This window comes from Helicobacter pylori, assembly GCF_030323545.1.
Taxonomy (GTDB): Bacteria; Campylobacterota; Campylobacteria; order Campylobacterales; family Helicobacteraceae; genus Helicobacter; species Helicobacter pylori_CO.
This window is the reverse complement of record NZ_CP122954.1, coordinates 1,201,586-1,226,410: the sequence shown is the minus strand read 5'-3', so window position 1 is coordinate 1,226,410 and position 24,825 is coordinate 1,201,586. Positions and strand designations below refer to the sequence as shown.

Annotated in this window: 30 protein-coding genes, 1 tRNA gene and 2 pseudogenes; 27 read left to right on the top strand and 6 right to left on the bottom strand. The window is 39.3% G+C overall.

The window, feature by feature from the left end; translation table 11 throughout:
* Positions 1-52 precede the first annotated feature (52 nt).
* The gene (locus tag QAP06_RS05860; protein ID WP_000932496.1) at positions 53-595 is read left to right on the top strand and encodes a phospholipase D-like domain-containing protein; all 543 of its coding nucleotides are present in this window, start codon (positions 53-55) and stop codon (positions 593-595) included.
* 6 nt (positions 596-601) lie between these two features.
* On the opposite strand, the gene QAP06_RS05855 is transcribed toward QAP06_RS05860, so the two are convergent.
* A complete protein-coding gene (locus QAP06_RS05855; RefSeq protein WP_001905615.1) occupies positions 602-1,339 on the bottom strand; it encodes an outer membrane protein in 738 nt (245 codons plus the stop codon).
* Between the two features lie 140 nt (positions 1,340-1,479).
* Here QAP06_RS05855 and flgH point away from each other — a divergent pair, with 140 nt between their 5' ends.
* Genes flgH through pseH form a run of 4 tightly spaced genes read left to right on the top strand, consistent with a single transcriptional unit; the run spans position 1,480 to position 4,296 of the window.
* Positions 1,480-2,193: a flagellar basal body L-ring protein FlgH gene (flgH, locus tag QAP06_RS05850; RefSeq protein ID WP_286465415.1), complete on the top strand. Its 714-nt coding sequence runs from the start codon at positions 1,480-1,482 to the stop codon at positions 2,191-2,193.
* Between the two features lie 17 nt (positions 2,194-2,210).
* Complete coding sequence (gene pseF / locus QAP06_RS05845) at positions 2,211-2,894, top strand: pseudaminic acid cytidylyltransferase (protein WP_286465413.1); 684 nt, start codon at positions 2,211-2,213, stop codon at positions 2,892-2,894.
* Complete coding sequence (locus tag QAP06_RS05840; RefSeq protein ID WP_286465412.1) at positions 2,885-3,757, top strand: CMP-N-acetylneuraminic acid synthetase; 873 nt, start codon at positions 2,885-2,887, stop codon at positions 3,755-3,757. Before pseF ends, QAP06_RS05840 begins: the two co-directional genes overlap by 10 nt.
* Positions 3,754-4,296, top strand: a complete 543-nt coding sequence (gene pseH, locus QAP06_RS05835) for a UDP-4-amino-4,6-dideoxy-N-acetyl-beta-L-altrosamine N-acetyltransferase (RefSeq protein ID WP_286465411.1) — start codon at positions 3,754-3,756, stop codon at positions 4,294-4,296. The genes QAP06_RS05840 and pseH overlap by 4 nt, the downstream gene beginning before the upstream one ends.
* Here the strand turns inward: pseH and QAP06_RS05830 are convergent.
* Positions 4,229-5,167 (bottom strand): tetraacyldisaccharide 4'-kinase, encoded by a 939-nt coding sequence (locus tag QAP06_RS05830; protein ID WP_286465410.1) that lies wholly within the window; start codon positions 5,165-5,167, stop codon positions 4,229-4,231. The two genes, pseH and QAP06_RS05830, sit on opposite strands and share 68 nt — an antisense overlap.
* Positions 5,164-5,946, bottom strand: coding sequence for an NAD+ synthase (locus tag QAP06_RS05825; protein ID WP_286465409.1), 783 nt, complete (start codon positions 5,944-5,946; stop codon positions 5,164-5,166). The genes QAP06_RS05830 and QAP06_RS05825 overlap by 4 nt, the downstream gene beginning before the upstream one ends.
* A gap of 84 nt (positions 5,947-6,030) precedes the next feature.
* On the opposite strand from QAP06_RS05825, the gene QAP06_RS05820 reads away from it, so the two are divergent.
* The 17 genes and pseudogenes from QAP06_RS05820 (at position 6,031) to QAP06_RS07750 (ending at position 14,437) form a co-directional block, all read left to right on the top strand.
* Positions 6,031-6,107: transfer RNA gene (locus QAP06_RS05820), tRNA-Arg, on the top strand.
* A gap of 87 nt (positions 6,108-6,194) precedes the next feature.
* Complete coding sequence (ilvC, locus tag QAP06_RS05815; RefSeq protein ID WP_286465407.1) at positions 6,195-7,187, top strand: ketol-acid reductoisomerase; 993 nt, start codon at positions 6,195-6,197, stop codon at positions 7,185-7,187.
* Positions 7,188-7,210: 23 nt separating this feature from the next.
* Positions 7,211-8,017: a septum site-determining protein MinD gene (gene minD, locus QAP06_RS05810; RefSeq protein WP_015643959.1), complete on the top strand. Its 807-nt coding sequence runs from the start codon at positions 7,211-7,213 to the stop codon at positions 8,015-8,017.
* On the top strand, positions 8,014-8,247 hold the full coding sequence (minE, locus tag QAP06_RS05805) for a cell division topological specificity factor MinE (RefSeq protein WP_000051412.1): 234 nt from the start codon (positions 8,014-8,016) through the stop codon (positions 8,245-8,247). The genes minD and minE overlap by 4 nt, the downstream gene beginning before the upstream one ends.
* An 11-nt stretch (positions 8,248-8,258) precedes the next feature.
* On the top strand, positions 8,259-9,059 hold the full coding sequence (gene dprA / locus QAP06_RS05800) for a DNA-processing protein DprA (RefSeq protein ID WP_286465405.1): 801 nt from the start codon (positions 8,259-8,261) through the stop codon (positions 9,057-9,059).
* On the top strand, positions 9,056-9,460 hold the full coding sequence (gene ruvX, locus QAP06_RS05795; RefSeq protein WP_140471383.1) for a Holliday junction resolvase RuvX: 405 nt from the start codon (positions 9,056-9,058) through the stop codon (positions 9,458-9,460). The genes dprA and ruvX overlap by 4 nt, the downstream gene beginning before the upstream one ends.
* 129 nt (positions 9,461-9,589) lie before the next feature.
* On the top strand, positions 9,590-10,003 hold the full coding sequence (locus QAP06_RS05790) for a tetratricopeptide repeat protein (protein ID WP_434059340.1): 414 nt from the start codon (positions 9,590-9,592) through the stop codon (positions 10,001-10,003).
* Positions 9,972-10,055, top strand: a pseudogene (locus QAP06_RS07800) (sel1 repeat family protein); the annotation flags it as partial. The gene QAP06_RS05790 and the pseudogene QAP06_RS07800, both read left to right, overlap by 32 nt.
* Before the next feature lie 127 nt (positions 10,056-10,182).
* Positions 10,183-10,521 (top strand): hypothetical protein, encoded by a 339-nt coding sequence (locus QAP06_RS05785; protein ID WP_127943425.1) that lies wholly within the window; start codon positions 10,183-10,185, stop codon positions 10,519-10,521.
* Positions 10,505-11,065 carry a hypothetical protein gene (locus QAP06_RS05780; protein WP_286465404.1) on the top strand — a complete coding sequence of 187 codons (561 nt, stop codon included), beginning with the start codon at positions 10,505-10,507 and terminating at the stop codon, positions 11,063-11,065. The genes QAP06_RS05785 and QAP06_RS05780 overlap by 17 nt, the downstream gene beginning before the upstream one ends.
* Before the next feature lie 50 nt (positions 11,066-11,115).
* Positions 11,116-11,268, top strand: coding sequence for a glycoside hydrolase family protein (locus tag QAP06_RS05775; protein WP_286465402.1), 153 nt, complete (start codon positions 11,116-11,118; stop codon positions 11,266-11,268).
* 57 nt (positions 11,269-11,325) lie between these two features.
* Positions 11,326-11,463: a lysozyme family protein gene (locus QAP06_RS05770; RefSeq protein ID WP_286465401.1), complete on the top strand. Its 138-nt coding sequence runs from the start codon at positions 11,326-11,328 to the stop codon at positions 11,461-11,463.
* Positions 11,464-11,483: 20 nt separating this feature from the next.
* Entirely contained in the window at positions 11,484-11,750 is a 267-nt protein-coding gene (locus QAP06_RS05765; RefSeq protein WP_001883605.1) for a hypothetical protein, read from the top strand.
* Between the two features lie 303 nt (positions 11,751-12,053).
* Positions 12,054-12,435: pseudogene (locus QAP06_RS05760) on the top strand (DUF1294 domain-containing protein).
* Positions 12,435-13,220: a hypothetical protein gene (locus tag QAP06_RS05755; protein WP_286465399.1), complete on the top strand. Its 786-nt coding sequence runs from the start codon at positions 12,435-12,437 to the stop codon at positions 13,218-13,220. Before QAP06_RS05760 ends, QAP06_RS05755 begins: the two are co-directional and overlap by 1 nt.
* Entirely contained in the window at positions 13,217-13,882 is a 666-nt protein-coding gene (locus QAP06_RS07755) for a hypothetical protein (RefSeq protein WP_350317259.1), read from the top strand. Before QAP06_RS05755 ends, QAP06_RS07755 begins: the two co-directional genes overlap by 4 nt.
* Positions 13,883-14,437 carry a hypothetical protein gene (locus QAP06_RS07750; RefSeq protein WP_350317258.1) on the top strand — a complete coding sequence of 185 codons (555 nt, stop codon included), beginning with the start codon at positions 13,883-13,885 and terminating at the stop codon, positions 14,435-14,437.
* Here the strand turns inward: QAP06_RS07750 and QAP06_RS05745 are convergent.
* From QAP06_RS05745 to pyrG, 3 genes are read right to left on the bottom strand one after another with little or no spacing between them, the layout of a single operon-like run.
* The gene (locus QAP06_RS05745) at positions 14,420-15,316 is read right to left on the bottom strand and encodes an RluA family pseudouridine synthase (protein ID WP_286465398.1); all 897 of its coding nucleotides are present in this window, start codon (positions 15,314-15,316) and stop codon (positions 14,420-14,422) included. The two genes, QAP06_RS07750 and QAP06_RS05745, sit on opposite strands and share 18 nt — an antisense overlap.
* Complete coding sequence (recJ, locus tag QAP06_RS05740) at positions 15,316-16,866, bottom strand: single-stranded-DNA-specific exonuclease RecJ (protein WP_286465397.1); 1,551 nt, start codon at positions 16,864-16,866, stop codon at positions 15,316-15,318. Before recJ ends, QAP06_RS05745 begins: the two co-directional genes overlap by 1 nt.
* Positions 16,867-16,874: 8 nt before the next feature.
* Positions 16,875-18,491 (bottom strand): glutamine hydrolyzing CTP synthase, encoded by a 1,617-nt coding sequence (gene pyrG / locus QAP06_RS05735; protein WP_286465395.1) that lies wholly within the window; start codon positions 18,489-18,491, stop codon positions 16,875-16,877.
* A gap of 258 nt (positions 18,492-18,749) precedes the next feature.
* Here pyrG and QAP06_RS05730 point away from each other — a divergent pair, with 258 nt between their 5' ends.
* From QAP06_RS05730 to dxs, 5 genes are read left to right on the top strand one after another with little or no spacing between them, the layout of a single operon-like run.
* Complete coding sequence (locus QAP06_RS05730) at positions 18,750-19,412, top strand: phosphatase PAP2 family protein (protein ID WP_286465393.1); 663 nt, start codon at positions 18,750-18,752, stop codon at positions 19,410-19,412.
* 43 nt (positions 19,413-19,455) lie between these two features.
* Entirely contained in the window at positions 19,456-21,159 is a 1,704-nt protein-coding gene (gene fliF / locus QAP06_RS05725) for a flagellar basal-body MS-ring/collar protein FliF (protein ID WP_286465391.1), read from the top strand.
* 17 nt (positions 21,160-21,176) lie between these two features.
* Positions 21,177-22,208 carry a flagellar motor switch protein FliG gene (gene fliG / locus QAP06_RS05720; protein ID WP_077656576.1) on the top strand — a complete coding sequence of 344 codons (1,032 nt, stop codon included), beginning with the start codon at positions 21,177-21,179 and terminating at the stop codon, positions 22,206-22,208.
* Entirely contained in the window at positions 22,195-22,971 is a 777-nt protein-coding gene (gene fliH / locus QAP06_RS05715) for a flagellar assembly protein FliH (protein ID WP_286465387.1), read from the top strand. Before fliG ends, fliH begins: the two co-directional genes overlap by 14 nt.
* Positions 22,972-22,973: 2 nt before the next feature.
* Positions 22,974-24,824 (top strand): 1-deoxy-D-xylulose-5-phosphate synthase, encoded by a 1,851-nt coding sequence (dxs, locus tag QAP06_RS05710; RefSeq protein WP_286465386.1) that lies wholly within the window; start codon positions 22,974-22,976, stop codon positions 24,822-24,824.
* Position 24,825: the final 1 nt, after the last annotated feature.

Below are 24,825 nucleotides of genomic sequence, written 5' to 3'. Positions count from 1 at the left end.
CACTTGGTTGGTTGTTTTTATCATGAGTGTAATTTAAAATAAGGATCATTTGATGTTAAACAAATTTAAAAAAATCGTTGGCGTGGGCGTGTTAGTGGGCTGTTTAGGGGTTTTGCAAGCTAAAAACAGCTTATTTGTCTTGCCTTATGAGCAAAGAGACGCTCTCAATTCTTTAGTTTCTGGCATTAGTAACGCTAGAGAGAGCGTGAAAATCGCTATTTATAGTTTCACGCACAGAGATATTGCAAGAGCCATTAAAAGCGTAGCGAGTAGGGGGATCAAGGTGCAAATCATTTATGATTATGAAAGCAATCATAATAACAAGCAATCCACTATTGGCTATTTAGACAAATACCCTAACACGAAAGTGTGCTTATTGAAAGGGCTTAAGGCTAAAAACGGGAATTATTACGGCATCATGCACCAAAAAGTAGCGATCATTGATGATAAGATCGTGTTTTTAGGCTCAGCGAATTGGAGCAAAAACGCTTTTGAAAACAATTACGAAGTGCTTTTAAAAACCGATGACACAGAGACAATCCTCAAAGCCAAGAGTTACTACCAAAAGATGTTAGGAAGTTGTGTTGGGTTTTAAAGCCCTTTAGAAGTGGTAATTATACCCCACATAAAAGGCAAAGACCCTACGCATTTGAACCTTGAGCGCATCAGTGGTGTAGTATTTGTTATTAATGGTGGGGAATTTAAAACCGATTTCAAATTCATGTTCATCTACAAATAAAGCCTTGAGGCCAAAATTAAAGAGGAATTGAAAAGAGGTGTTATCAACCGCACTGCTGTTAGTGATGCCTAATAATTCCTGCCCTTTACTGCCAATATACCAGCTATTCCCCGCAATCGCAATCCCCCCAAAAACGCCAATATCCACGCTAATATCATCTTGATAGAAACTCCCTTGGAAGAAATTCCACACCGCATCCACGCCCACGCCATAAGTGATCATGTTATTGCCGCCATAATAACCTTTAGGGTATCTCATGCCATAGCCTTGCCAGTCTAAAAAAGCGAAATAGCGCAAGCCCAAGATTTTATCCGGATGGAAAAAGTGGTTATAGCCCATGACTAATCCAATCCCATTAGATCCCATGTTGGTGAGTTTTCTAACGCTATTAACGCTAGTTATGATATTGGTGTAACCGGTTTGATAGTTAGTAACTTCTCTAACTTCATGGATATTAGTCATTAAATTGATAGAACCTGTTTGGTAATTGAATCCCATATACAAATTTTTTGTCCAAGAAGGCGCTGCACTTTCTTCTTTAGCTACTAAGGCGTGTGTTAGCAAGCTTGCACCAACTAACATTTTTAACAAGGTTCTCAATTGTATCTCCTGCATAGTAAGTTTCATTATAAAGATCTTAAAGATCTAAATTTTACAACAACTTGCTCAAAATTAAGCATTTATTCTTTATAAGAGAGTATAATTTAGGGCTTAAAATAACTCAAAAGTAAGGCTAGTGGATGAAAAAGGCGCTTTATTTAGGGGCTGTTGCGTTTAGCGTTGCATTCAGCATGGCATCAGCCAATGAGCCTAACATTGATTTTAACCCTCCTAATTATGTAGAAGAAACCCCCTCTAAAGAATTTATCCCTGAATTGAACAAGTTGGGGAGTTTGTTTGGGCAGGGCGAACGCCCTTTATTTGCGGATAGGAGGGCGATGAAGCCTAACGATTTGATCACAATCATTGTTTCTGAAAAAGCGAGCGCGAATTATTCTAGCTCTAAAGATTATAAAAGCGCTTCAGGGGGTAATTCCACGCCTCCAAGACTCACTTATAACGGGCTAGATGAAAGGAAGAGAAAAGAAGCGCAGTATTTAGACGATAAGAATAATTACAATTTCACCAAATCCAGCAACAACACGAATTTTAAAGGCGGTGGATCGCAAAAAAAGAGCGAAGATTTAGAGATCGTGTTGAGTGCTCGAATCATTAAAGTGTTAGAAAACGGGAATTATTTCATCTATGGGAATAAGGAGGTGCTAGTGGATGGGGAAAAGCAAATCCTTAAGGTGAGTGGGGTGATCCGCCCTTATGATATTGAAAGGAATAACACCATCCAATCCAAGTTTTTGGCTGACGCTAAGATTGAATACACGAATTTAGGGCATTTGAGCGATTCTAATAAAAAGAAATTCGCTGCTGATGCGATGGAAACCCAAATGCCTTATTAAAAAGAGCAAAGCCTAGCATGAGAGCGATCGCTATTGTTTTAGCTAGAAGTTCCAGTAAAAGGATCAAAAATAAAAATATTATTGATTTTTTCAATAAACCCATGCTCGCTTACCCTATTGAAACAGCACTAAATTCCAAGCTTTTTGAAAAGGTGTTTATCTCTAGCGATAGCATGGAGTATGTGAATTTAGCTAAAAATTATGGGGCGAGTTTTTTGAATTTACGCCCTAAAGTTTTAGCGGACGATAGAGCTACGACTTTAGAAGTGATGGCTTATCACATGAAAGAATTAGAGTTAAAAGATGAAGATATTGCGTGTTGTTTGTATGGCACTTCAGCGCTTTTACAAGAAAAGCATTTAAAAAACGCTTTTGAAACTTTAAAAGAAAATACGGATTATGTCTTCACATGCTCTCCCTTTAGTGCTTCGCCCTATCGTTCTTTTAGCCTTGAAAACGGCGTTCAAATGGCTTTTAAAGAGCATTCAAACACGCGCACGCAAGATTTAAAAACGCTCTATCATGACGCAGGATTGTTTTATATGGGGAAGGCTCAAGCCTTTAAAGAAATGCGGCCTATTTTCAGTCAAAATTCTATCGCTTTAGAATTATCGCCCTTAGAAGTCCAAGATATTGACACTTTAGAAGATTTAGAATTAGCCAAGCTCAAATACAGCCGTTTGAAAAACGCATGCCAGTAAAAATTTTGTGCGATGCGTTTTTAACAAGCGGTTTAGGGCATGTGAGGCGTTGTGAAAAAATCCTTTCTTTTATAGAAAAATTAGGGGTTAAAGCGGATCTTTATTCACACAAGCAAAATAATATAAGCGCTTTTTTAGAGGGCGTTGGCAATGATGATTTTTTGATTGCAGACAGCTATTGTTTAAATTCAAAGGATTTTTATCTTTTAAAAGAAAAAGCCAAAAGCCTAATGGTGATAGAAGATAAAGAGCATGCTAAGGGGTTTTACCCTAAAAACACCAAGATCCTAAATTTCACGCTGAACGCTTTAAAACACTACCATTATTTATCAAAAGATTATCAGTATTATTTGGGGGTGGGGTTTTACCCTGTTGATATTCGCTTTGTCTATGAGCGCCCTATTAATGCAGAAAATAAAGAAGTGCTGATCACTCTAGGGGGGAGCGAGCAAAAAACGCTTAAAGAGATAGTCAAAATTTTAGAAAATAAGGACATGCATTTGCATATCATTTCACCTTATACTCCTAAAAATCCTCCCAAGAACACGCATTATTACAGCCCTTTAAACCCTTTAGAGTTCAGTTCTTTGATGAAATTTTGCGCTTGCGCCATTAGCGCTGCAGGCCAAACCCTCTATGAATTAGCCCTTTCTCAAACGCCCTCTCTTATCATTCCCATTGCTTCTAATCAAATCATTCAAAGCCAAGAATTTGAAAATTCAGGCATCTTCAAACAAACGAGTTTAAAAACTTTAGCTAGAGATTTTAAAAAATTACAAATTCAAAAAAATCAAGCCTGGGCAAAAAACCTGGCCTTTGGGAGTGAGCTAGAGGGTGCGTTAAGGGAGTTTTTAGAAATTTGAAAAAAAATTATTCTTATGGAAATACCCAAGCGATTGATTTTACCCATTTAAACGATGAAGAAAAGCTGTTGGTTTTAGAATTTCGCAACCACCCAAACACGGCCTTATGGATGTATAGCGCTTTTATTTCTTTAAAAACGCATTTGCAATTCATAGAAGATTTAAAAAACTCGCCCAACCACCGCTATTTTTTGTTTAAAGAAGAGGGCGTTTATTTAGGGGTTGGCTCTATCACTAAAATCAATTTTTTTCATAAGCATGGGTATTTGGGGATTTATAAAAACCCTTTTTTGAAAAATAGGGGAGAAACTATTTTAAAAGCTTTAGAACGCATCGCTTTTGAAGAACTCCAATTAAATTCTTTACACTTAGAAGTGATGGAAAACAATTTCAAAGCGATCGCTTTTTATGAAAAGAACCATTATGAGTTAGAGGGGCGTTTGAAAGGCTTTATCTTTAAAGAAAAGGAATTTATAGACGTTCTTTTGTATTACAAGGATAAGAAAGGATATAGTGATCAATTCTCTCTAAAATCTTAGGATCAATTTCTAGTTTTAAATCCAGAACGCTTAAGGGCAAGTTGCAATCTTGTAATTTGACGAGATCTTTTGAAGTAACCAATAAGGAAGTGGCGTTATTTTGATAAAACTCTTTTTCTAAAAGCTTCAAATCAAAAGGGGCATGATCTCTAAAATACAATTTTTTAACCACTTCTTTAGGTAAAAACGCATCAAGCCTGCTAGGATTAGCGATAGCCGTTACTAAAAGCATGCGTTTGGTGGGGTGGGAAATAGAGGTGATTCTTTGATAATCCTTATCTTCGGTGATGACCAAATGGGCTTCTTTATAGCTTTTAATGCTTTCTCTATACAACCCACTAGGCAAACAAAAGGGGTAGTAGGGGGGGACTTTAGGTTTTAAAAGCGCATTGAATTGGTTGAAATTAAACCTAAAACCATCGTCTAAAAACACGATCTTTGCCCCTAATTCAAGGGCTTTTAAAACGCCCAGCTCTCTTTTTTCGCTCACAATCACGCTCGCTTGTTTTAAATTTAAGGCTAAAAGATAGGCTTCATCGCCCGCTGTTTTTTGAGAAACTAAAATGTTTCCCTTAATGCTCACCACCACTAAGCCTTTAGAATCCCGTTTATACCCCCTAGAGACAACCGCCACTTCTTGGTATCTTGGAGCGATCTCTAAAATAAAGGGCGTTTTACCGCTTCCCCCAGCGATCAAATTGCCTATGCTGATAATGGGGATTTTAAAATCATGCTTTTTAGCGGTTTTTCGTTTAAGGGTGGCGATGCCTTGATAGATCAAAGAAAAAGGATAGAGCGCAAAAATCAACCCCTTTTGCAAAAGAGTGGGATCATAAAAATAGCGCTCTAAAAAGGGTTTATCGCTTTTCATTTAGGGTTAAATCGTTTGGCGATGGCGGGTAATTCCAATTTAAAAGCGTTTTTTTGGATACGGCTTGTGATGTTTTTTACTAAAATTTCATCATAGCCTAATTGAGTGAGCGCTTCTGCATCAATGGGCTTGTTTTTGAACAACGCTTCAATATCCTTCAATAAAGGATCGATCACGCTATAAGGATAGCCTAAATCTTGTTCATCGCTTTGCCCTACAAATAAATCCGCGCTAGGGGGCTTATTTAAAATCTTTTTAGGGATATTTAAATGGCAAGCGAGTTCATAAACTTCGGTTTTAAATAATTCCCCAATCGGGTTAATCGCGCACGCCAAATCCCCAAATAAAGTGCCATAGCCTAGCATTCTTTCGCTTTTATTGCTCGTGCCAATGACTAAAGAATCGCTTTTTAAAGAATAGTCGTATAAAAAAGCCATGCGCAATCTTGCGCAAAAATTCCCCTTTCTAGTAAGGCTTGCATCTTTAAAATGAGAGCCAAAAATTTTATCATAGGGAGCGATAGAATATTCTGTATAAGGGATAGAAAATTTTTCGCACAAATTTAGGGCGTCTGTTTTACTTTCTAGCATAGAGACTGAAGAGGGCATTAAAAGGGCATGAGCGTTTTCTTTAAAAACCTTTTGGCACAGCACCCCAACGACCGCGCTATCTAGCCCCCCACTCAGCCCGTAAACGACTTTTTTAAAGCCTTTTTTTTGAACTTCTTTTTCTAAAAAATCGCATAAATAAGCGATGAGTTTTTGGTAATCTTTTTGCATGCCTTAAATTATAATAGAAAAAACGCATCGTTTAAGTGAAAAATTAGCTTTTCTTGCTATAATCATCGTTTCACTTCTTTAAAAGTGCTCGTAGCTCAGCTGAATAGAGCAATAGGTTGCGGTCCTGTAGGTCGGGGGTTTGAATCCCTCCGAGCACACCATTTTTTAACATTCTGCATGTTTTTAAACATTATCGCTCCCATTATGGTAAAATAAATACTTGCTTAAACACGCTAGGAGATTTGATTTTGGCATTACCCGTTTATTATGATAAAGACATTGATTTAGGCGTTATCCAATCCTTACAAGTGGGCATTATTGGCTATGGCGCACAAGGAGAAGCCCAAGCGCTCAATTTGAGGGACTCTAAAGTAAAAACGCGTATTGGCTTGTATCAAGGGAGTTTGAGCGCTTCAAAAGCAAAAGCAGAGGGCTTTGAGGTGCTAGAAGTCAAAGAGCTAGTCCAAAATACCGATGTGATCATGGCGTTACTTCCGGACGAATTGCATAAGGAAGTGTTAGAAAAAGAAGTGATCCCTTTTTTAAAAGAGGGGCAAATTGTGGGCTTTGCCCATGGTTTTAGCGTGCATTTCAATCAGGTTGTTCTTCCAAAAGGCGTGGGCGCGATTTTAGTCGCGCCAAAAGGGCCTGGGAGCGCTTTAAGAGAAGAATACCTTAAAAACAGGGGCTTATACCATTTGATCGCCATAGAGCAAGAAAGTTCAAAAAATAACGCTAAAGCGGTGGCTTTAAGCTACGCCAAAGCGATGGGCGGAGGGAGAATGGGGGTTTTAGAAACGAGCTTTAAAGAAGAATGCGAGAGCGATTTATTCGGCGAGCAAGCGGTTTTGTGTGGGGGGTTAGAAGCGATTGTAAGAATGGGGTTTGAAACTTTAATTAAGGCAGGATACCCTGAGGAATTAGCCTATTTTGAATGCGTGCATGAAGTGAAATTAGTGGCGGATTTATTGCATTATAAGGGGGTAGAGGGTTTAAGGAAGCACATTTCTAACACCGCTGAATTTGGGGCGATTAAAGCTAGAGAGCCTATGGGAAATCTGTTAGAAAAACGCATGCAAAAAATCTTAAAAAAGATTCAAAACGGCACATTCGCTAAGGATTTTTTACTAGAAAAGAGCTTGAATTACCCCAGGTTAAACACAGAGAGGAAAGCCCTTAAAGAGACTAAAATAGAACAAATTGGGGAAATTTTGCGCGCCCCATTCAATCATAAAAAATAAATCATTAAATTAAAAGGAATTATATGGCAATAGTAGTTACTATCACTTCAGGCAAGGGGGGCGTGGGTAAAAGCACCACCACGGCTAATTTAGCGATTGGCTTGGCTGAGAGCGGTAAAAAAGTCGTAGCGGTTGATTTTGACATAGGCCTTAGGAACTTGGATATGATTTTAGGCTTAGAAAATCGCATTGTTTATGATGTGGTGGATGTGATGGAAAAAAATTGCAACCTTTCGCAGGCTTTGATCACGGATAAAAAGACTAAAAACCTTTCTTTTTTAGCGGCCTCACAAAGCAAGGATAAAAATATTTTAGATAAGGAAAAAGTAGCGATTTTAATCAACGCTTTAAGGGCGGATTTTGACTATATTTTGATTGACTCACCGGCTGGGATTGAAAGCGGTTTTGAGCATGCGATTTTGCATGCGGACATGGCGTTAGTGGTGGTAACGCCGGAAGTGAGTTCCTTAAGGGATAGCGACAGAGTGATTGGCATTATTGACGCGAAGTCTAATCGGGCCAAAAGGGGCGAAGAAGTGCATAAGCATTTGATAATCAATCGCTTAAAACCTGAGTTAGTGGCAAATGGCGAGATGATTTCCATAGAAGAAGTGCTTAAGATTTTATGCCTGCCTTTAATTGGGATCATTCCAGAAGATCACCATATTATTTCAGCGACCAATAAGGGCGAGCCGGTGATTCGCACGGATTGCGAGAGTGCGAAGGCTTACCAACGCATCACCAGAAGGATTTTAGGCGAAGAAGTGGAATACGTGGAATTTAAGGCTAAAAGAGGCTTTTTTGGGGCGTTAAAAGGGATATTTTCATGAGTTTGTTTGATTTTTTTAAAAACAAAGGGAGCGCGGCTACCGCAACAGACCGATTGAAATTGATTCTAGCCAAAGAGCGCACCTTAAATTTACCCTACATGGAAGAGATGCGTAAAGAAATCATTGCCGTTATTCAAAAATACACTAAATCTTCAGACATCCATTTCAAAACCCTTGATGGCAATCAAAGCGTGGAAACGATTGAAGTGGAGATTATATTGCCTAAATAGTTAACCAACGAATGAAAAGCAACTTCCAATACAGTGCGCTAGAGAATATCCCTAAAGCCTTTGACATTCTCAAAGATCCCCCTAAAAAGCTCTATTGTGCGGGCGATATAAAGCTTTTAGATGCACCTTTAAAAGTGGCTATCATCGGCACAAGAAGACCCACCCCTTATAGCAAGCAACACACCATCACTCTAGCCAGAGAGCTTGCTAAAAATGGCGCGGTTATTGTGAGCGGAGGAGCGTTAGGCGTGGATATTATCGCTCAAGAAAACGCCTTACCAAAAACGATCATGCTTTCGCCTTGCAGTTTGGATTTTGTCTATCCCACGAACAACCATAAAGTGATCCAAGAAATCGCGCAAAACGGCTTGATTTTAAGCGAATATGAAAAGGATTTTATGCCCGTTAAAGGCTCTTTTTTAGCGAGAAACCGCCTGGTGATCGCTTTAAGCGATGCGGTAATTATCCCCCAAGCGGATTTACAAAGCGGCTCTATGAGCAGTGCGAGATTAGCCCAAAAGTATCAAAAACCCTTATTTGTTTTGCCTCAGCGCCTGAATGAGAGCGATGGCACTAATGAGCTTTTAGAAAAAGGGCAGGCTCAAGGGATATTTAATATTCAAAATTTTATAAACACCCTTTTAAAAGACCACCATTTAAAAGAAATGCCTGAAATCAAAGACGAATTTTTGGAATATTGCGCCAAAAACCCAAGCTATGAAGAGGCGTATCTCAAATTTGGGGACAAGCTTTTAGAATACGAGCTGTTGGGTAAGATTAAACGCATCAATCATATCGTGGTGTTAGCGTGATTTTGGCATGCGATGTGGGGTTAAAACGCATTGGGATTGCTGCGCTTTTAAACGGCGTTATTTTACCTTTAGAAGCGATTTTACGCCACAACAGGAATCAGGCCTCTAGGGATTTGAGCAATTTGTTGAGAGAAAAAAACATTCAGGTGCTGGTGGTGGGCAAGCCCAATGAAAGCTATGCGGACACGAACGCGCGCATTGAGCATTTTATCAAGCTTGTAGATTTTAAGGGCGAAATCGTTTTTATCAATGAAGACAGATCTAGCATAGAAGCTTATGATAATTTAGAGCATTTGGGTAGGAAAAACAAGCGGCTCGCTATCAAAGACGGCCGGTTAGACTCTTTGAGCGCTTGTAGGATTTTAGAGCGCTATTGCCAACAGGTTTTAAAAAATCATTAGATCTGATTGCAATTTGATTATAATAAAGTCTAAGTTTTTTAATAAAGGGAGAAATGTCATACTAAGTTTCAAAAAAGCGATTTTTAGGGTTTTGTGCTTGTGTTGTGTGTTGATTGGGGGGGGGGATTAATGGCAGAGCCAACCCCTGAAGAGCTTTTCAATTTGGGTATGCTGAGTTATGACAAGCAAGATTTTTCTAAAGCTAGGAAGTATTTTGAAAAAGCGTGTGAGTTAAACTATGCTAAGGGGTGTGGTAATTTAGGGTGGCTATATGCAAATGGAGAAGGGGTGGAAAAAAACTTGAAAAAAGCCGCTCAATACTTCTCTAAAGCATGCGATTTGAAAGATGGTAAGGGGTGTTTTAATTTAGGGAGACTATATTATTATGGAGAAGGAGTGGAAAAAGACTTTAAAAAAGCTCTTGCTCTGTTTGAAAAAGCATGCGATTTGAATAATAGGGGGGTGTGGTGCTTTAGGGATGTTGTATGGATATGGTCAAGGGGTAGAAAAAAACTTAATAAAAGCCGCTCAATTTTACTCTAAAGCCTGCAAATTAGGAGATCAAGAGGCATGCGAGGCACTCAAAGAAAAATAAGGGATAAGGGTATCGCCAAAATGCCCCCTATTCTTTTAAGAAAATATTTTTACTAGAGAGTTTTAATCTTTTTTTTGGTATTCTTTTAGAGATCATTATTTTAAAAACTCTTTAAAAACGGATAATAATGAAAATCATGCATCAAGTTAGGGATTTTTTAGATTCTTGCAAACAAACGATCCAAAAAAATTCTAATGAAGTCTTTCAAAAAACCAAACGAGCGCTTTTTAAAGAAGAATCTCAAAAAATCAGGGAACAAGCGGTTAAAATCGTGGAAAAACGCTTGAAAAAAGAGGGCATGAAATTGAGCGATTTTAACGAAGAAGAATTAAAAATCATGTTTGAAGCCGAAGAAAAAAGGTTATTAGAGCAAATCCACGCTAAAGAATTGAAAGAAAAACAAGAAAAAACCACCAAGCATTTTAAAGAAGTTTGGGAAAAGGGCGAAAATGAGCAAGAAAAATAGCGTGATTTCTGGTTTAATGAATTTTTTTAGCGAAAAGAATGAACGCTGGCTATTAGCCCACAGGCACACGAGGGGGTTTGTGATAGTGGCGTGGCTTTTTAGGTTTAAAAGCATTGCGTTTTCTATTTTGATCACTTTGTTGGTTATTTTAGTGGATATTTGGGTTTATAGCGATGTGCGCCAGTTTTTATTGGACACTTCTAGCTCTTTTATTTGGCTTTTGATCGCTTTATTAATCAAGTGGGGCGTGATTGTCATAAGCGCGCGTAAATGCTACCAATTCAGCCAAAAAATGTTTGCACTCATTCAAAGAAAAAGGCAAATCAGAGAGAATTTAAAAAACCGCTCCAACTACAAGGACACCAAAAATGCGGGAAAACTCTCTAGCATCGCTGAAGAAATCATTTCAAAAAAACAAGAAGAATTACAGAGCAAAGAAACCCCAGAGGGTAAGCATGATGGAGAGAGACTCTCTAGCGTTACTGAAGAAATCATTTCAAAAAAACTAGAAGAATTGAAAGCTAAGAATAATAAAGGCAGCTAAAAGGGTGTTGGACGCTTTATCTTAGCAAATTGATCTTAGCGGCGTCGTTTTTGATAGTGGATTCAGAGGGGTTTTCGCCTTCCATTTATACCGACAAGACGGGGCATCCCACGATTGGCTATGGCTATAATGTGAGCGTTTATTCTTATGGGAGTAAGCGTATCACCAAAGCGTATGGGCTTTTAACTGACATATTAAAATAAAATCGTAAGGCCCCCCTCTCTTATGGGTGGTATAAAAATTTGGACGCAATGAGGAGAATGGTCATCTTGGATTTGAGCTACAATTTAGGCTTGAACGGGCTGCTCAAATTCAAGCAATTCATCAAGGCCATAGAGGATAAGAATTATGCTTTGGCTGTGGAGAGACTGCAAAAAACCCGTATTTCAATCAAGTGAAAAAAAGAGCGTCAAGGAATATGGAAATTTTGAAATTGGGGGGTTGCGAAAAACATTGTAAGAAAAAATACACGATAGAAAAGGTGATCAAAGAGGTGGGGCTTGAGCTCAAATCAAAATCGGTCATGCCGTATTTTTTCAACGAATACGATCTGACCAAAAACGCCAACAGAGAAGAGCCTGAGAGGTTGAGAAGCCAAATAATATCTATTTTGATGAAAACCCCTAAGGGGCGAGAAATTTTGAAAGAATATTTGAACGAGGGCTGTATTTTGCTTGGGGAATAAGGAAGGGTGTCATACTAAAGAATTTCAAAAAGACCTTTTTTAGGGCTTTGTGCTTGGGCGCGTTGTGTTTATTGGTGTGGGGTGTAATAATTTAGGGAGGCTTTAAAAAAGCAAGGGAGCGGGAATGTTAAAAAGTAAGGGCTTGATGCGAGCAGGCCAAAAATCATGTTAAAACACCCAGTCTTAACTTTTGTAAAGGAATAGATTTGAGAATCAATCTTAAAATTTTGCTTTCTCTCTCTCTCTCTCTAAAAAGCCAAGTGGTAGCGTTTGGGTTGTTAAAACGCTCTTGAAAGGGTGAGCGTGGAATTTGCTTCTATCGTTTGGTTGCTCATAGTCAATATTCTGATCTTTATTCTCATGCTGGTGGATAAAAATTGAGCAAAAAATGTGGCGTATTCCTGAAAAAGCTTTGTGGGTTTTATCGCTCCTTGGCGGGTCTGTCGGGTTTTTGGTCGCTATGGTTGTGTCCCGCCATAAGATCTTAAAGCATGAGTTTAAATACGGCGTTTCGCTCATTTGCTTGATAGAGAGCGCAATCCTTTACTTTGTCAGCAAGGATCTTTTTTGGATAGTAGCGCTAACGATATTCTCACTATCTTTGATACTGGTAGCGTTTAAGATCTTCCTCCTTAAAGACAACCCTAACAAACGCTTCAAAAACAACAAGAGGTATAAAAGATAATGTCTTATTTTTTTAAAATCATTCTGGGCACAAGCGTGATCGTTGGGGTGTTGTTGGGCTTGTGGCGTTGGACTTACGATAAGTCCTGTTTCTCGTTGGTCTTTGTGCTGCTGATACTAGGGATTGTCGCTTACAGCTATATTTCTTTAAAAATGCATCAGAGGAAATGCTTCGCCAAGTGCTTTGTGAATAGCGAATCTTTTTTATCCAAGATGCTACACTCCCCAATAATGGTATGTTGCTTTTATGTTATTTTTTCAATTTTCACATCCATATCCATCGCTTATAGCGTGCTGGACTATAATTGGATGATGTGGGGGCTTGTTTTTTGCACTATCGTTGTTTGTGCTGCGGTGTTTGGTGCGTTTGAAAAAGTGCTCAAGAGTATCATCAAAGAAGATTATTTGATGCTGATGTCTAGAGAAGTGAGTGCTTTTGTGGGGGCTCTTTTCTTCATTGGCTTGAGTTGCTATGTGATCTATCATGGCAACATGCCCACCTATTTGAAACCAACTTTAATAGACACGATCCAAGAAGTGGGCAACTCCATCTATTCCAGCTGCGACTACATGGATTATTTTTTGAAGGCTAGAAAGATGTTAGAGGGGGTTACTTGGTGGGGCATGTTCAAAGCGGAGAGCATGGGCTTAAATAAAGGGTTTATTGTTGCGGGCTGGGTGGTGTTTATCACCTATAACGCTCTTAGCGGGATAGCCATCAGCAGGCTGAGCGCTCAAATCATTTATTGGTTATCAAAATATTTTAGGAGTGAGTATGGAAAATGATGTTTAAAGAATATCTAGAGCGGGCAAGACAAAAGCCAGAACTAGAAAAACAAAAGTTAGAGCAAGAAAAACCAACACAAGAAAAAGAATGTCCAGAGAGCAAGGAACAAGAAAAGCAGAGAAAGCAGAAGAAATCCAGCAGAATGTTTTGGGGGACAATTATTGTTTTACTTGTCGTCTATTTTAGCGTCAAATTCTTTGCGTATAGCGAACCTAGTCAGGAGACAAAAACGGCTCGTACCCAAAAAATCATTAAACCCGCTAAGAGATATATTGAGAAACTCTTACCTACCGATATTATAAAAGATAATCTTAATAACCATCAATCAAAAATCAACGCTGCTCTGAATAGTGGCATAGAGGAAATGAATGGCAAGATAAACACTCAAATAGATGGGTTTTTTGATATAGTAGAAAACAATGTGGATAAGTTCTTGGACTGGCATTATTCTATCAAGGGGGATTATAGCGAGCTTGCTCTTTTTGTAGCTAAAAAGACCGGCTTGAGTGCCGAAGATGCGGTGGCTAATGTGTTGCAGGAAAAACTTTTAGGGAAAGATTATAAACAAAGATTGGATGCTATAACCAAGAAGCTTTCTAAAACTTATGGGAGTTTGTTAAACCAACACGAAAAATTTGTGAGTGAGACCGCTCTAAAATGAGTGGATACCGATCTTTCTCAAAACGCAAAAATTTTAGACACTCTTGGCGATGAAGTGGCAAGGAAATTGAAAGCCAATTTTACAGGAACTATAGGGGCAACGGCTGGCGTGAGTGGCTTGGCTATTATGGCAAAGCTAACCCCAAAACTTGTGGCAAAAATTGGCACTAAACTCGGGGCGAAAGTAGGGGGTAAATTCCTCGCAAAGATTGGCACAGCAGTGAGCGGTTCTTGGACTTGCGGGCCTTTCGCTCCTGCTTGCGTTATTACACTTTGGTTTGGAAGCGATGCGGCGATCAATTTTATTGATGAATGGCTCCACAGAGACAAATTCAAAAAAGAAATTTTGAACAACATCAACGAAGTGAAAGAAAACCTCAAAAACAGCTACAAACAGCAATTTAACGATAGCTTTATTAAGATCAGTCAAGAACTTCAAGAGAGTTTCAAAAACGCTCCTGTGGTGGAGAAAAAAACCATCAAAGAGCATATAGATGATCTCAACCAAACCCCAGAAAGAGGACAACCAAAAGAACAATCAGTAAAAGAGCGGTAGATCTTTTAAAAACGGCATGAAGCGTTCAGGCATTGGGGAAGCGATTTTGTAGATCGCCCCTTTAAATTCAAACTCTAAACTAGCGGCATGGAGCATGAGGGTTGGGGCGTTATTTTCACGCTTCAATTGAAGGTATTCTCTGGCGTTTTCATCTGCCACCCCATAAAGCCCCTCGCCAACGATCCTATGATTTATACTGCTTAAATGCAAGCGGATCTGGTGCGTGCGCCCGGTGAGTGGGGTTATTTTAAGCAAGCTTATATCCAAAAAAGGATTATAGCTTAAAGGCTCAACAAGGGTAATTGAAGGCTTGCCTAAAGGAGAAATTTGAGATCGAATGCGCAAATCTTTTTGAATGTTTTGTGGCGTTAGAATGGGTTTGTCTATGATGATACTTTTATCCACCAACCCATACGCTAGCACTAAATAAGTTTTTTTCACTTTTTTTTGCATGAAAAGCGCTTTTAAATCTTTGGTGCTTTGTAAGGTTTTACCCGCTAAAACCAACCCGCTCGTTTCATAGTCCAATCTGTGGGCTGGGTGGGCGTTTTTGCCAAAATGAGATTGGATACAATCTAATAAGCTTTCATGGTAAAAATAGCCTTTAGGGTGGGTATAGACTTGAGCGGGTTTGTCAAATACGCCAAAATCCTTAGCCTCAAAAACAAGCTTTTCTTGTTTTTCATTAGGCTTGAAATAAATCAAGCGAACGACCCCTTGAATCATTTGAGATTTACGCACGACTTGTTGGTTTTGTTTTAAGCGTTGTTTGTCAAGGTGCCGTTGGGCTTCTTTTAAAGAGCATTTTAAAACATCGCGCACCAAAAACAAGGCTTTGGTGGGTTTTAAAATTTCAAATTCTTCTTCAACAAAAGGCACTACAACAAACTTTTAACAAACATTTTAGGCTCATTAGAACACTCATCTAATTCCACGCTAAAAAGCACGCTCACCTTTTCGCCCGCTTTCAAAAACCGCTCAGCGTTAAAATAAATAGCCTCTTTGACGCATTCTTTATCCTTAAAACGCAAAACCTGGTGGCTTTCTTTAATGATTTTTTCTTCTATGACTTCTAAATTTTTTGCTTGGAATAGGGGTTCAGGGTTTTCTTGCCCATAAGGTTCGCCCGCTTCTATAATCTCTAAAAGCTCTCTGTCAATGTCTTTTAATTTGAGCGTTAAAGGGGGTTCTTTTTCATAAAAAGGCAAGACTTTAAAATCAAAATTTTCTAAAGTTTCAAAGAGCGAGACGATATTGTTTTTTCCAACGCTCAACCCGCAAGCTTGCCTATGCCCCCCATAGCCGAGCAACAAAGAAGAAACCCCATTCAAAGCGTCAATCAAATCAATATTTGGAGAGCTACGAGCGCTCCCTTTATACACCCCTTCTTTAAAGGTAAAAACCAGGCTTGGCTTTTGAGTGGCTTCCACTAATTTTGAAGCCACAATCCCAAGCACGCCCTCATGCCAATTATCCTTAAAAGCGATGATGATTTTTTCTCCAACCATCGCATGCTTAAAGGCTTCTTCAAAAACCTGCTGTTGGATCATTTTGCGCTTCAAATTGCATGCTTTCAAGCGTTCATACAAAGAATAGCCATCTTGAAAATTATTCGCGCTTAAAAAATCTAAAGCCATTTTCGCATCTTGCATGCGCCCTGCGGAGTTGATTAAAGGGGCGATATTAAAAGAAATATCGCTCGCTTTTAAAGAGCGTTTTCTAAAAACTTCTCTTTGGCGCAAAAACCCCATCGCCCCTAAGGATTCTTTTTGCAAAAAATACAAGGCTTTAGAAACTAAAAAGCGGTTAAAAAAAGTCAAAGGCATCATGTCAGCAATAGTCGCCACGCCCGCTAAGCATAATAACTCACTAGAATGGCTCTTTTCTTTTCCTAGAAGCTGGTGGATACCATAGCACAAATAAAACGCTACCAACGCCCCACACACTTCCTTTTGGATAAAATCACAATCCGGTTGCTTGGGGTTGATCACCGCATAAGCGTCTGGGACTTCATCATGGTGTAAGCAATGATGATCCGTAATGATAAGGGTGTAGTTTTTTTCTTTACAAAATCGTGCGGTTTCAAAGGCGCTAATCCCATTATCCACCGTGATGATTAAAGGGGCGTGGTGTTTTTCTAAAAATTTTTTAGAAATCCCATAGCCATCAATGAAGCGATTAGGGATCACAATGCGAACATGCTTATAATTCAGGCTTTCAAAGAATTTTGCCATGATAGTAGAGCTAATCACGCCGTCAGCGTCATAATCGCCCACCACTAAAATTTCTGTGTTTGCGCGCATGGCTTCTATGATTTTGAGTGCGGCTTTTTTCAAGTCTTTAAATAAAAAGGGGCTAGGAAACCCTTTTTCATTATAAGCGATAGAAGCCACTCGCTCTTTGATTTGAGCTTTAAGCTTTTGTTTCATTCTTTAGATTAGGATTTATGAAGAGCGCTCTTAATGAAATCCAAAATAATAGGGTTAGGGCTTTGCAACCTGGAGGTGAATTCCGGGTGGAATTGCACCCCCACAAAGAACGGGTGATCTTCTAACTCAATCGCTTCAATCAAATGATTCGCTCCAAAACCCACCACTTTCAAGCCCCTATTTTCCCATTCCTGGCGGTATTTGGGGTTGATTTCATAACGATGGCGGTGCCTTTCTTTAATGCTAGGCTTTTTATAAGCTTTTTCTAACAGGCTATTTGGCATGATTTCGCATTCATATTCCCCTAATCGCATGGTGCCTCCTAAAGGCGAATTGTAGGTGCGCACCTGTTTTTGGTGGTTTTGATCGATAAAATCTTCAATCAAATACACCACAGGGTATTCGCAGCGTTGGTTAAATTCCGTAGAGTTAGCCCCTTTTAAACCCAAAACATTGCGGCAAAATTCAACGATCGCTAATTGCATGCCCAAACAAATCCCTAAAAAGGGGAGTTTTTCTAGCCTAGCCCTTTGAATAGCGCAAATTTTGCCCTCAATCCCCCTTTCTCCAAAGCCCCCAGGCACTAAAATCGCATCAACGCCCTCTAAATCCGTCTTTTCGTTAAAATTCTCGCTATCCAGCCATTCAATATTGACTTGCGCATCCAGATGCGCGCCCGCATGGATTAAGGCTTCAATCAAGGATTTATAAGATTCTTTTAAGCTTAAATACTTGCCCACAAAACCAATTTTGACTTTGTGTTTAGGAGCGATAATCTTTTCTACTAAAGTGTTCCAAGCTGCCATTTTGGGGTGTAGTTTATTCAAATTAAAGCGTCTGGCAATGGGGGTTAAAATGCCTTCTTGCAAGAAAAGAATAGGGCATGCGTAAATGCTTTTAGTGTCTGTGGCGACAATCACGCTGTCTTGCTCCACATCGCAACTCAAAGCGATTTTATTTTTCAATTCTTTGTCCAAAGGCTTAGGCGATCGCGCTAAAATGATTTGAGGGGTTACGCCAAGACGCCGTAATTCTTGGACGGAGTGTTGCGTTGGTTTGGTTTTTAGTTCGTTAGTGGTTTGGATATAGGGGATCAAGGTTACATGCACATTGATGACTTTTTCATTCCCTAATTCCAATTTAAGCTGGCGGATCGCTTCCAAATAAAACATGCCCTCCATATCGCCCACGGTTCCGCCCACTTCCACGATTAAAAAATCCAACCCTTTAGCCGCACTTTTAATGCGCCTTTTGATTTCATCGGTTACATGGGGGACGATTTGAATGGTCTTGCCTAAATACTCCCCTTTCCTTTCATTTTCTATCACGCTTGAAAAAATCTGCCCGGTAGTGAAATTATTCAATCTCGTTAAATTCCTGTTCAAAAAGCGTTCATAATGCCCGATGTCTAAATCCGTTTCAGCGCCATCGCTAGTAACAAACACTTCCCCATGCTCTAAAGGGCTCATGGTGCCTGGATCAATATTAATATAAGGATCGATCTTCAAAATAGAAACCTGGTAATTGCAATGCTGCAAAAGCGTAGCGATTGAAGAAGATGAAATCCCTTTCCCTAGAGAGCTTAACACGCCCCCTGTAACGAAAATAAATTTGGCTCTATCCATAAGTTATTGCGTTCCTTTGATTTTTACTTCTCAAAATTGTAGTCTAAAAAGGGTTAAAAAGCTTTAAAAGAGGGCAAAAATTAAAGCGATTTCAAAAAAAAAAAAAAACAATTTCAGTTTCTTATTAGTTAGGTTTGATTAAAATAAAAAGCTTTTATGTGTTTAAACTTCATTGTCTTAAATTTTTTAGGAGCAATTTTAAAGTTCGTTGGCGTATAATATCCAGTTTGAATGAACTGACTAAAAGGGTTTTAAATAATGGCTGAAAATTCTTTCAAAAATGTTTCCACACAACCCAAACCATTTTTCTTATTACCAGTGAAAACCCTGTTTCTTTTAGGAGGCGTTTTTAGCGCGTTTTTTATCCTTATTTTTGGCTTGGTTTTTTTTGATTATACTAATTCAATGGATAACGCCATTTTTAGCTTGATGCGTTCAAATTCTTCTAGCCCTATTTTAGATCAAACGCTCCAACGCATTGTTTTTTTAGGCTCTTCTCAATTCGTGTTGCCTTTGAGTTTGTTAGTGGGGGTGTTTTTAAGCCTTTATCGCAGAAATTTAGCGCTTGGGGTGTGGTTTGTGCTAAGCGTGATCCTGTTTGAAGCCCTTTTAGAATCTTTAAAACACCTTTTTACACACTCTGTTCAATGGTTTTCGCACAGCACTAATTTCCCTAACGCTACTGCGCTTTCTTTAGCACTATTTTATGGGTTGCTTGTTTTATTGATACCCCATTTGATCACGCATCAAACGCTTAAAAATATTCTTTTTTATAGCTTGTTTGGTTTGATTTTTTTAATAGGGTTGGTGCTGATTGTTTTAGGGGTTTCTTTTAGCAGTGTTTTAGGAGGGTTTTGTTTAGGGGCGTTAGGGGCTTGTTTTTCCATAGGGATTTATTTGAGCGTGTTTCAAAAGATCTAAGCGAACGGCTTAAAAGAATGAAAATTTTATCAAGGTTTTAATATTGGATTTAAAGGTATTATTGCAACGGATTGTTGATTTTTTCATCAAGCTCAATAAAAAGCAAAAAATCGCCCTGATCGCAGCGGGGGTTTTGATCACCGCCTTGCTTGTGTTTTTGTTGCTCTATCCCTTTAAAGAAAAAGACTACGCGCAAGGGGGCTATGGGGTTTTATTTGAAAGATTGGACTCTAGCGATAACGCTTTAATCTTACAGCACCTCCAGCAAAACCAAATCCCTTATAAAGTCTCAAAAGATGACACCATTCTTATCCCTAAAGATAAAGTGTATGAAGAAAGGATCACTTTGGCTTCTCAAGGGATCCCTAAAACGAGTAAAGTGGGCTTTGAAATCTTTGACACTAAAGACTTTGGAGCGACTGATTTTGATCAAAATATCAAACTCATTCGCACCATTGAAGGCGAATTGTCGCGCACGATTGAAAGTTTAAACCCCATTTTGAAAGCCAATGTGCATATTGCAATCCCTAAAGACAGCGTGTTTGTGGCTAAAGAAGTCCCTCCTAGCGCTTCGGTGATGCTCAAACTCAAGCCTGACATGAAGCTTTCACCCACTCAAATTTTAGGGATTAAAAATTTAATCGCTGCAGCTGTGCCTAAACTCACGATAGAAAATGTGAAAATCGTGAATGAAAATGGTGAATCCATAGGCGAGGGCGATATATTGGAAAATTCCAAAGAATTAGCCCTAGAGCAATTGCATTACAAACAAAATTTTGAAAACATTTTAGAAAATAAGATTGTCAATATATTAGCCCCTATTGTGGGGGGTAAAAACAGGGTGGTCGCAAGGGTCAATGCGGAGTTTGATTTCAGCCAAAAGAAAAGCACTAAAGAGACTTTTGATCCCAATAATGTTGTAAGGAGCGAGCAAAATTTAGAAGAAAAAAAAGAAGGCGCTTCTAAAAAACAAGTCGGCGGCGTGCCTGGGGTTGTGAGCAATATTGGGCCTGTGCAAGGATTGAAAGACAATAAAGAGCCAGAAAAATACGAAAAATCTCAAAACACGACCAATTATGAAGTGGGTAAAACCATTAGCGAGATTAAGGGCGAGTTTGGCACTTTAGTGCGTTTGAATGCGGCGGTTGTGGTGGATGGCAAGTATAAAATCGCGCTTAAAGACGGGGCAAACACTTTAGAATACGAGCCTTTGAGCGATGAATCGCTTCAAAAAATCAACGCTCTGGTGAAACAAGCCATTGGCTATAATCAAAATAGAGGCGATGATGTAGCGGTGAGTAATTTTGAGTTTAACCCTATGGCGTCCATGATTGATAACGCTACTTTGAGCGAAAAAATCATGCACAAGACTCAAAAAATCTTAGGCTCATTCACGCCTTTAATCAAGTATATTTTAGTGTTTATAGTGCTATTTATTTTCTATAAAAAAGTGATTGTGCCTTTCAGCGAACGCATGCTAGAAGTGGTGCCTGATGAAGATAAGGAAGTGAAATCCATGTTTGAAGAAATGGATGAAGAAGAAGATGAATTGAACAAACTGGGCGATTTGAGAAAAAAAGTAGAAGATCAATTAGGGCTTAATGCAACCTTTAGCGAAGAAGAAGTAAGATACGAAATTATCTTAGAAAAGATTAGAGGGACCCTTAAAGAACGCCCTGATGAAATCGCAATGCTCTTTAAACTCCTAATCAAAGATGAAATCTCTTCAGACAGCACGAAAGGTTAAAAGATAAAAGGTTAAAAATGGCAACCAAGCTTACCCCCAAACAAAAGGCTCAATTAGACGAACTTTCCATGAGTGAAAAAATCGCTATTTTACTCATTCAAGTGGGCGAAGACACCACAGGCGAGATTTTAAGGCATTTAGACATTGACTCCATTACAGAGATTTCTAAGCAAATCGTGCAATTAAACGGCACAGACAAGCAGATCGGTGCGGCGGTTTTAGAGGAATTTTTTGCGATTTTTCAGTCTAACCAATACATCAATACCGGCGGTTTAGAATACGCCAGAGAGCTTTTAACCAGGACTTTAGGGAGCGAAGAAGCCAAAAAAGTGATGGATAAACTCACTAAAAGCTTGCAAACGCAAAAAAACTTCGCTTATTTAGGCAAAATCAAACCCCAACAACTCGCTGATTTCATCATTAACGAACACCCTCAAACCATTGCCTTGATTTTAGCCCACATGGAAGCCCCTAATGCGGCTGAAACTTTGAGCTATTTCCCTGATGAAATGAAAGCGGAGATCTCCATTAGAATGGCGAATTTAGGCGAAATATCGCCCCAAGTGGTTAAAAGGGTTTCCACGGTGTTAGAAAACAAACTAGAATCGCTCACTAGCTATAAAATTGAAGTGGGTGGCTTAAGAGCGGTGGCTGAAATCTTTAACCGATTAGGCCAAAAGAGCGCCAAAACCACGCTCGCTCGCATTGAAAGCGTGGATAACAAGCTCGCCGGCGCGATTAAAGAAATGATGTTTACTTTTGAAGACATAGCCAAACTAGACAATTTCGCTATCAGAGAGATTTTGAAAGTAGCGGATAAAAAAGACTTGTCTTTAGCGTTAAAAACTTCCACGAAAGATTTAACCGATAAATTCTTAAACAACATGAGCAGTAGGGCTGCAGAGCAGTTTGTAGAAGAAATGCAATATCTTGGGGCGGTCAAAATCAAAGATGTGGATGTGGCCCAAAGAAAGATCATTGAAATCGTTCAGAGCTTGCAAGAAAAAGGCGTGATCCAAACCGGTGAAGAGGAAGATGTCATTGAATAGCCGTAAAAACTTGATCCAAAAAGACCATTTGAATAAGCATGACATTCAAAAATACGAATTTAAGAGCATGGCAAATTTACCCCCTAAAACTAATCCTAATGGCGCGTCTTTAGAAACGCCTAACCCAGAAGAGCCTTTGGAAAAAAAAGCGATAGAAAACGATTTGATTGATTGCTTATTGAAAAAAACCGATGAGCTTTCAAGCCATTTAGTGAAATTGCAAATGCAATTTGAAAAAGCCCAAGAAGAGAGCAAAGCTTTGATTGAAAACGCTAAAAACGACGGCTATAAAATCGGCTTTAAAGAGGGTGAAGAAAAAATGCGTAACGAACTCACTCACAGCGTGAATGAAGAAAAAAACCAGCTTTTGCATGCGATCACGGCTTTAGATGAAAAAATGAAAAAATCAGAAGATCATTTAATGGCTTTAGAAAAGGAACTGAGCGCGATTGCGATAGATATAGCTAAAGAAGTGATCCTTAAAGAAGTGGAAGACAACAGCCAAAAAGTGGCCCTAGCTTTGGCTGAAGAGCTTTTAAAAAATGTTTTAGACGCAACGGATATTCATTTAAAAGTCAATCCCTTGGATTACCCTTATTTAAACGAGCGTTTGCAAAACGTTTCTAAAATCAAATTAGAGAGCAATGAGGCTATTTCTAAAGGAGGCGTTATGATCACTAGCTCTAACGGGAGTCTTGATGGGAATTTAATGGAGCGCTTTAAAACGCTCAAAGAAAGCGTGTTGGAAAATTTTAAGGTGTGATTTTGCAAAATAAAACTTTTGATTTAAACCCTAATGATATTGCAGGTTTGGAGTTGGTGTGCCAAACGCTGCGGAGTCGTATTTTAGAAGTGGTGAGCGCTAATGGGGGGCATTTAAGCTCTTCTTTAGGGGCTGTGGAGCTGATTGTAAGCATGCATGCCTTATTTGATTGCCAAAAAAACCCTTTCATTTTTGACACTTCGCATCAAGCTTACGCTCACAAGCTTTTAACCGGGCGCTTTGAAAGCTTTAGCACTCTAAGGCAATTTAAAGGTTTGAGTGGCTTTACTAAGCCCAGCGAGAGCGCATACGATTATTTCATTGCCGGGCATAGCTCCACTTCTGTGTCTATAGGCGTGGGGGTGGCTAAAGCTTTTTGTTTGAAACAAGCGCTAGGCATGCCTATAGCTTTATTAGGCGATGGGAGCATTAGCGCAGGGATTTTTTATGAAGCCTTAAACGAACTGGGCGATAGGAAATACCCCATGATCATGATTTTGAACGATAATGAAATGAGTATCAGCACGCCTATTGGAGCCTTATCTAAAGCCCTTAGCCAGCTGATGAAAGGCCCGTTTTACCAGTCTTTCCGCTCTAAAGTTAAAAAAATCTTAAGTACCTTACCTGAAAGCGTGAATTACTTAGCGAGCCGTTTTGAAGAATCTTTTAAACTCATCACCCCGGGCGTATTTTTTGAAGAATTGGGCATTAACTATATAGGGCCTATTAACGGGCATGATTTGAATGCGATTATTGAGACCTTGAAATTAGCCAAAGAGCTTAAAGAACCGGTGCTAATCCATGCGCAAACCTTAAAAGGCAAAGGCTATAAAATCGCTGAAGGGCGCTATGAAAAATGGCATGGGGTGGGGCCTTTTGATTTGGATACCGGCTTGTCTAAAAAATCCAAAAGCGCGACTTTATCGCCCACTGAAGCGTATTCTAACACCCTTTTAGAATTGGCCAAGAAAGATGAAAAAATCGTAGGCGTAACCGCTGCGATGCCTAGCGGCACAGGATTAGACAAACTCATTGACGCTTACCCTTTGCGCTTTTTTGATGTCGCTATCGCTGAACAACACGCCCTGACTTCTAGCAGTGCTATGGCTAAAGAGGGGTTTAAACCTTTTGTGAGCATCTATTCTACTTTTTTGCAAAGGGCTTATGATTCTATTGTGCATGACGCTTGTATTTCTAGCTTGCCGATTAAATTAGCCATTGATAGGGCTGGGATTGTGGGCGAAGATGGCGAGACGCACCAAGGGCTTTTAGACGTGTCGTATTTGCGCTCTATCCCTAACATGGTCATTTTTGCCCCACGAGACAATGAGACTTTAAAAAACGCCGTGTATTTTGCTAATGAGCATGATTCAAGCCCTTGCGCGTTCCGCTACCCTAGGGGGTCGTTTGTATTAAAAGAGAGGGTTTTTGAGCCTAGCGGTTTTGTTTTGGGGCGAAGCGAATTGTTGAAAAAAGAGGGCGAAATTTTACTCATAGGCTATGGTAATGGCGTGGGGCGGGCGCATTTGGTCCAACTGGCTTTAAAAGAAAAAAACATAGAATGTGCGCTTTTGGATCTCAGGTTTTTAAAGCCCTTAGATCCAAATTTAAGCGCGATCGTTGCCCCTTATCAAAAGCTCTATGTTTTTAGCGATAATTACAAGCTTGGGGGGGTGGCTAGCGCGATTTTAGAGTTTTTGAGCGAACAAAATATTTTAAAGCCTGTTAAAAGCTTTGAAATCATTGACGAATTTATCATGCATGGGAACACCGCTTTAGTGGAAAAATCCTTAGGCTTAGACACAGAGAGTTTGACTGACGCTATTTTAAAAGATTTAGGACAAGAGAGATGAA

Excerpts from the sequence above, each read along its gene's own strand:
- QAP06_RS05860 (WP_000932496.1), top strand. The coding sequence starts at position 53 with ATGTTAAACAAATTTAAAAAAATCGTTGGCGTGGGCGTGTTAGTGGGC.
- flgH (WP_286465415.1), top strand. The coding sequence starts at position 1,480 with ATGAAAAAGGCGCTTTATTTAGGGGCTGTTGCGTTTAGCGTTGCATTC.
- pseF (WP_286465413.1), top strand. The coding sequence starts at position 2,211 with ATGAGAGCGATCGCTATTGTTTTAGCTAGAAGTTCCAGTAAAAGGATC.
- QAP06_RS05840 (WP_286465412.1), top strand. The coding sequence starts at position 2,885 with ATGCCAGTAAAAATTTTGTGCGATGCGTTTTTAACAAGCGGTTTAGGG.
- QAP06_RS05830 (WP_286465410.1), bottom strand. The coding sequence starts at position 5,167 with ATGAAAAGCGATAAACCCTTTTTAGAGCGCTATTTTTATGATCCCACT.
- QAP06_RS05825 (WP_286465409.1), bottom strand. The coding sequence starts at position 5,946 with ATGCAAAAAGATTACCAAAAACTCATCGCTTATTTATGCGATTTTTTA.
- minD (WP_015643959.1), top strand. The coding sequence starts at position 7,211 with ATGGCAATAGTAGTTACTATCACTTCAGGCAAGGGGGGCGTGGGTAAA.
- minE (WP_000051412.1), top strand. The coding sequence starts at position 8,014 with ATGAGTTTGTTTGATTTTTTTAAAAACAAAGGGAGCGCGGCTACCGCA.
- dprA (WP_286465405.1), top strand. The coding sequence starts at position 8,259 with ATGAAAAGCAACTTCCAATACAGTGCGCTAGAGAATATCCCTAAAGCC.
- QAP06_RS05790 (WP_434059340.1), top strand. The coding sequence starts at position 9,590 with ATGGCAGAGCCAACCCCTGAAGAGCTTTTCAATTTGGGTATGCTGAGT.
- QAP06_RS05785 (WP_127943425.1), top strand. The coding sequence starts at position 10,183 with ATGAAAATCATGCATCAAGTTAGGGATTTTTTAGATTCTTGCAAACAA.
- QAP06_RS05780 (WP_286465404.1), top strand. The coding sequence starts at position 10,505 with ATGAGCAAGAAAAATAGCGTGATTTCTGGTTTAATGAATTTTTTTAGC.
- QAP06_RS05770 (WP_286465401.1), top strand. The coding sequence starts at position 11,326 with ATGGTCATCTTGGATTTGAGCTACAATTTAGGCTTGAACGGGCTGCTC.
- QAP06_RS05765 (WP_001883605.1), top strand. The coding sequence starts at position 11,484 with ATGGAAATTTTGAAATTGGGGGGTTGCGAAAAACATTGTAAGAAAAAA.
- QAP06_RS05755 (WP_286465399.1), top strand. The coding sequence starts at position 12,435 with ATGTCTTATTTTTTTAAAATCATTCTGGGCACAAGCGTGATCGTTGGG.
- QAP06_RS07755 (WP_350317259.1), top strand. The coding sequence starts at position 13,217 with ATGATGTTTAAAGAATATCTAGAGCGGGCAAGACAAAAGCCAGAACTA.
- recJ (WP_286465397.1), bottom strand. The coding sequence starts at position 16,866 with ATGAAACAAAAGCTTAAAGCTCAAATCAAAGAGCGAGTGGCTTCTATC.
- pyrG (WP_286465395.1), bottom strand. The coding sequence starts at position 18,491 with ATGGATAGAGCCAAATTTATTTTCGTTACAGGGGGCGTGTTAAGCTCT.
- QAP06_RS05730 (WP_286465393.1), top strand. The coding sequence starts at position 18,750 with ATGGCTGAAAATTCTTTCAAAAATGTTTCCACACAACCCAAACCATTT.
- fliG (WP_077656576.1), top strand. The coding sequence starts at position 21,177 with ATGGCAACCAAGCTTACCCCCAAACAAAAGGCTCAATTAGACGAACTT.
- fliH (WP_286465387.1), top strand. The coding sequence starts at position 22,195 with ATGTCATTGAATAGCCGTAAAAACTTGATCCAAAAAGACCATTTGAAT.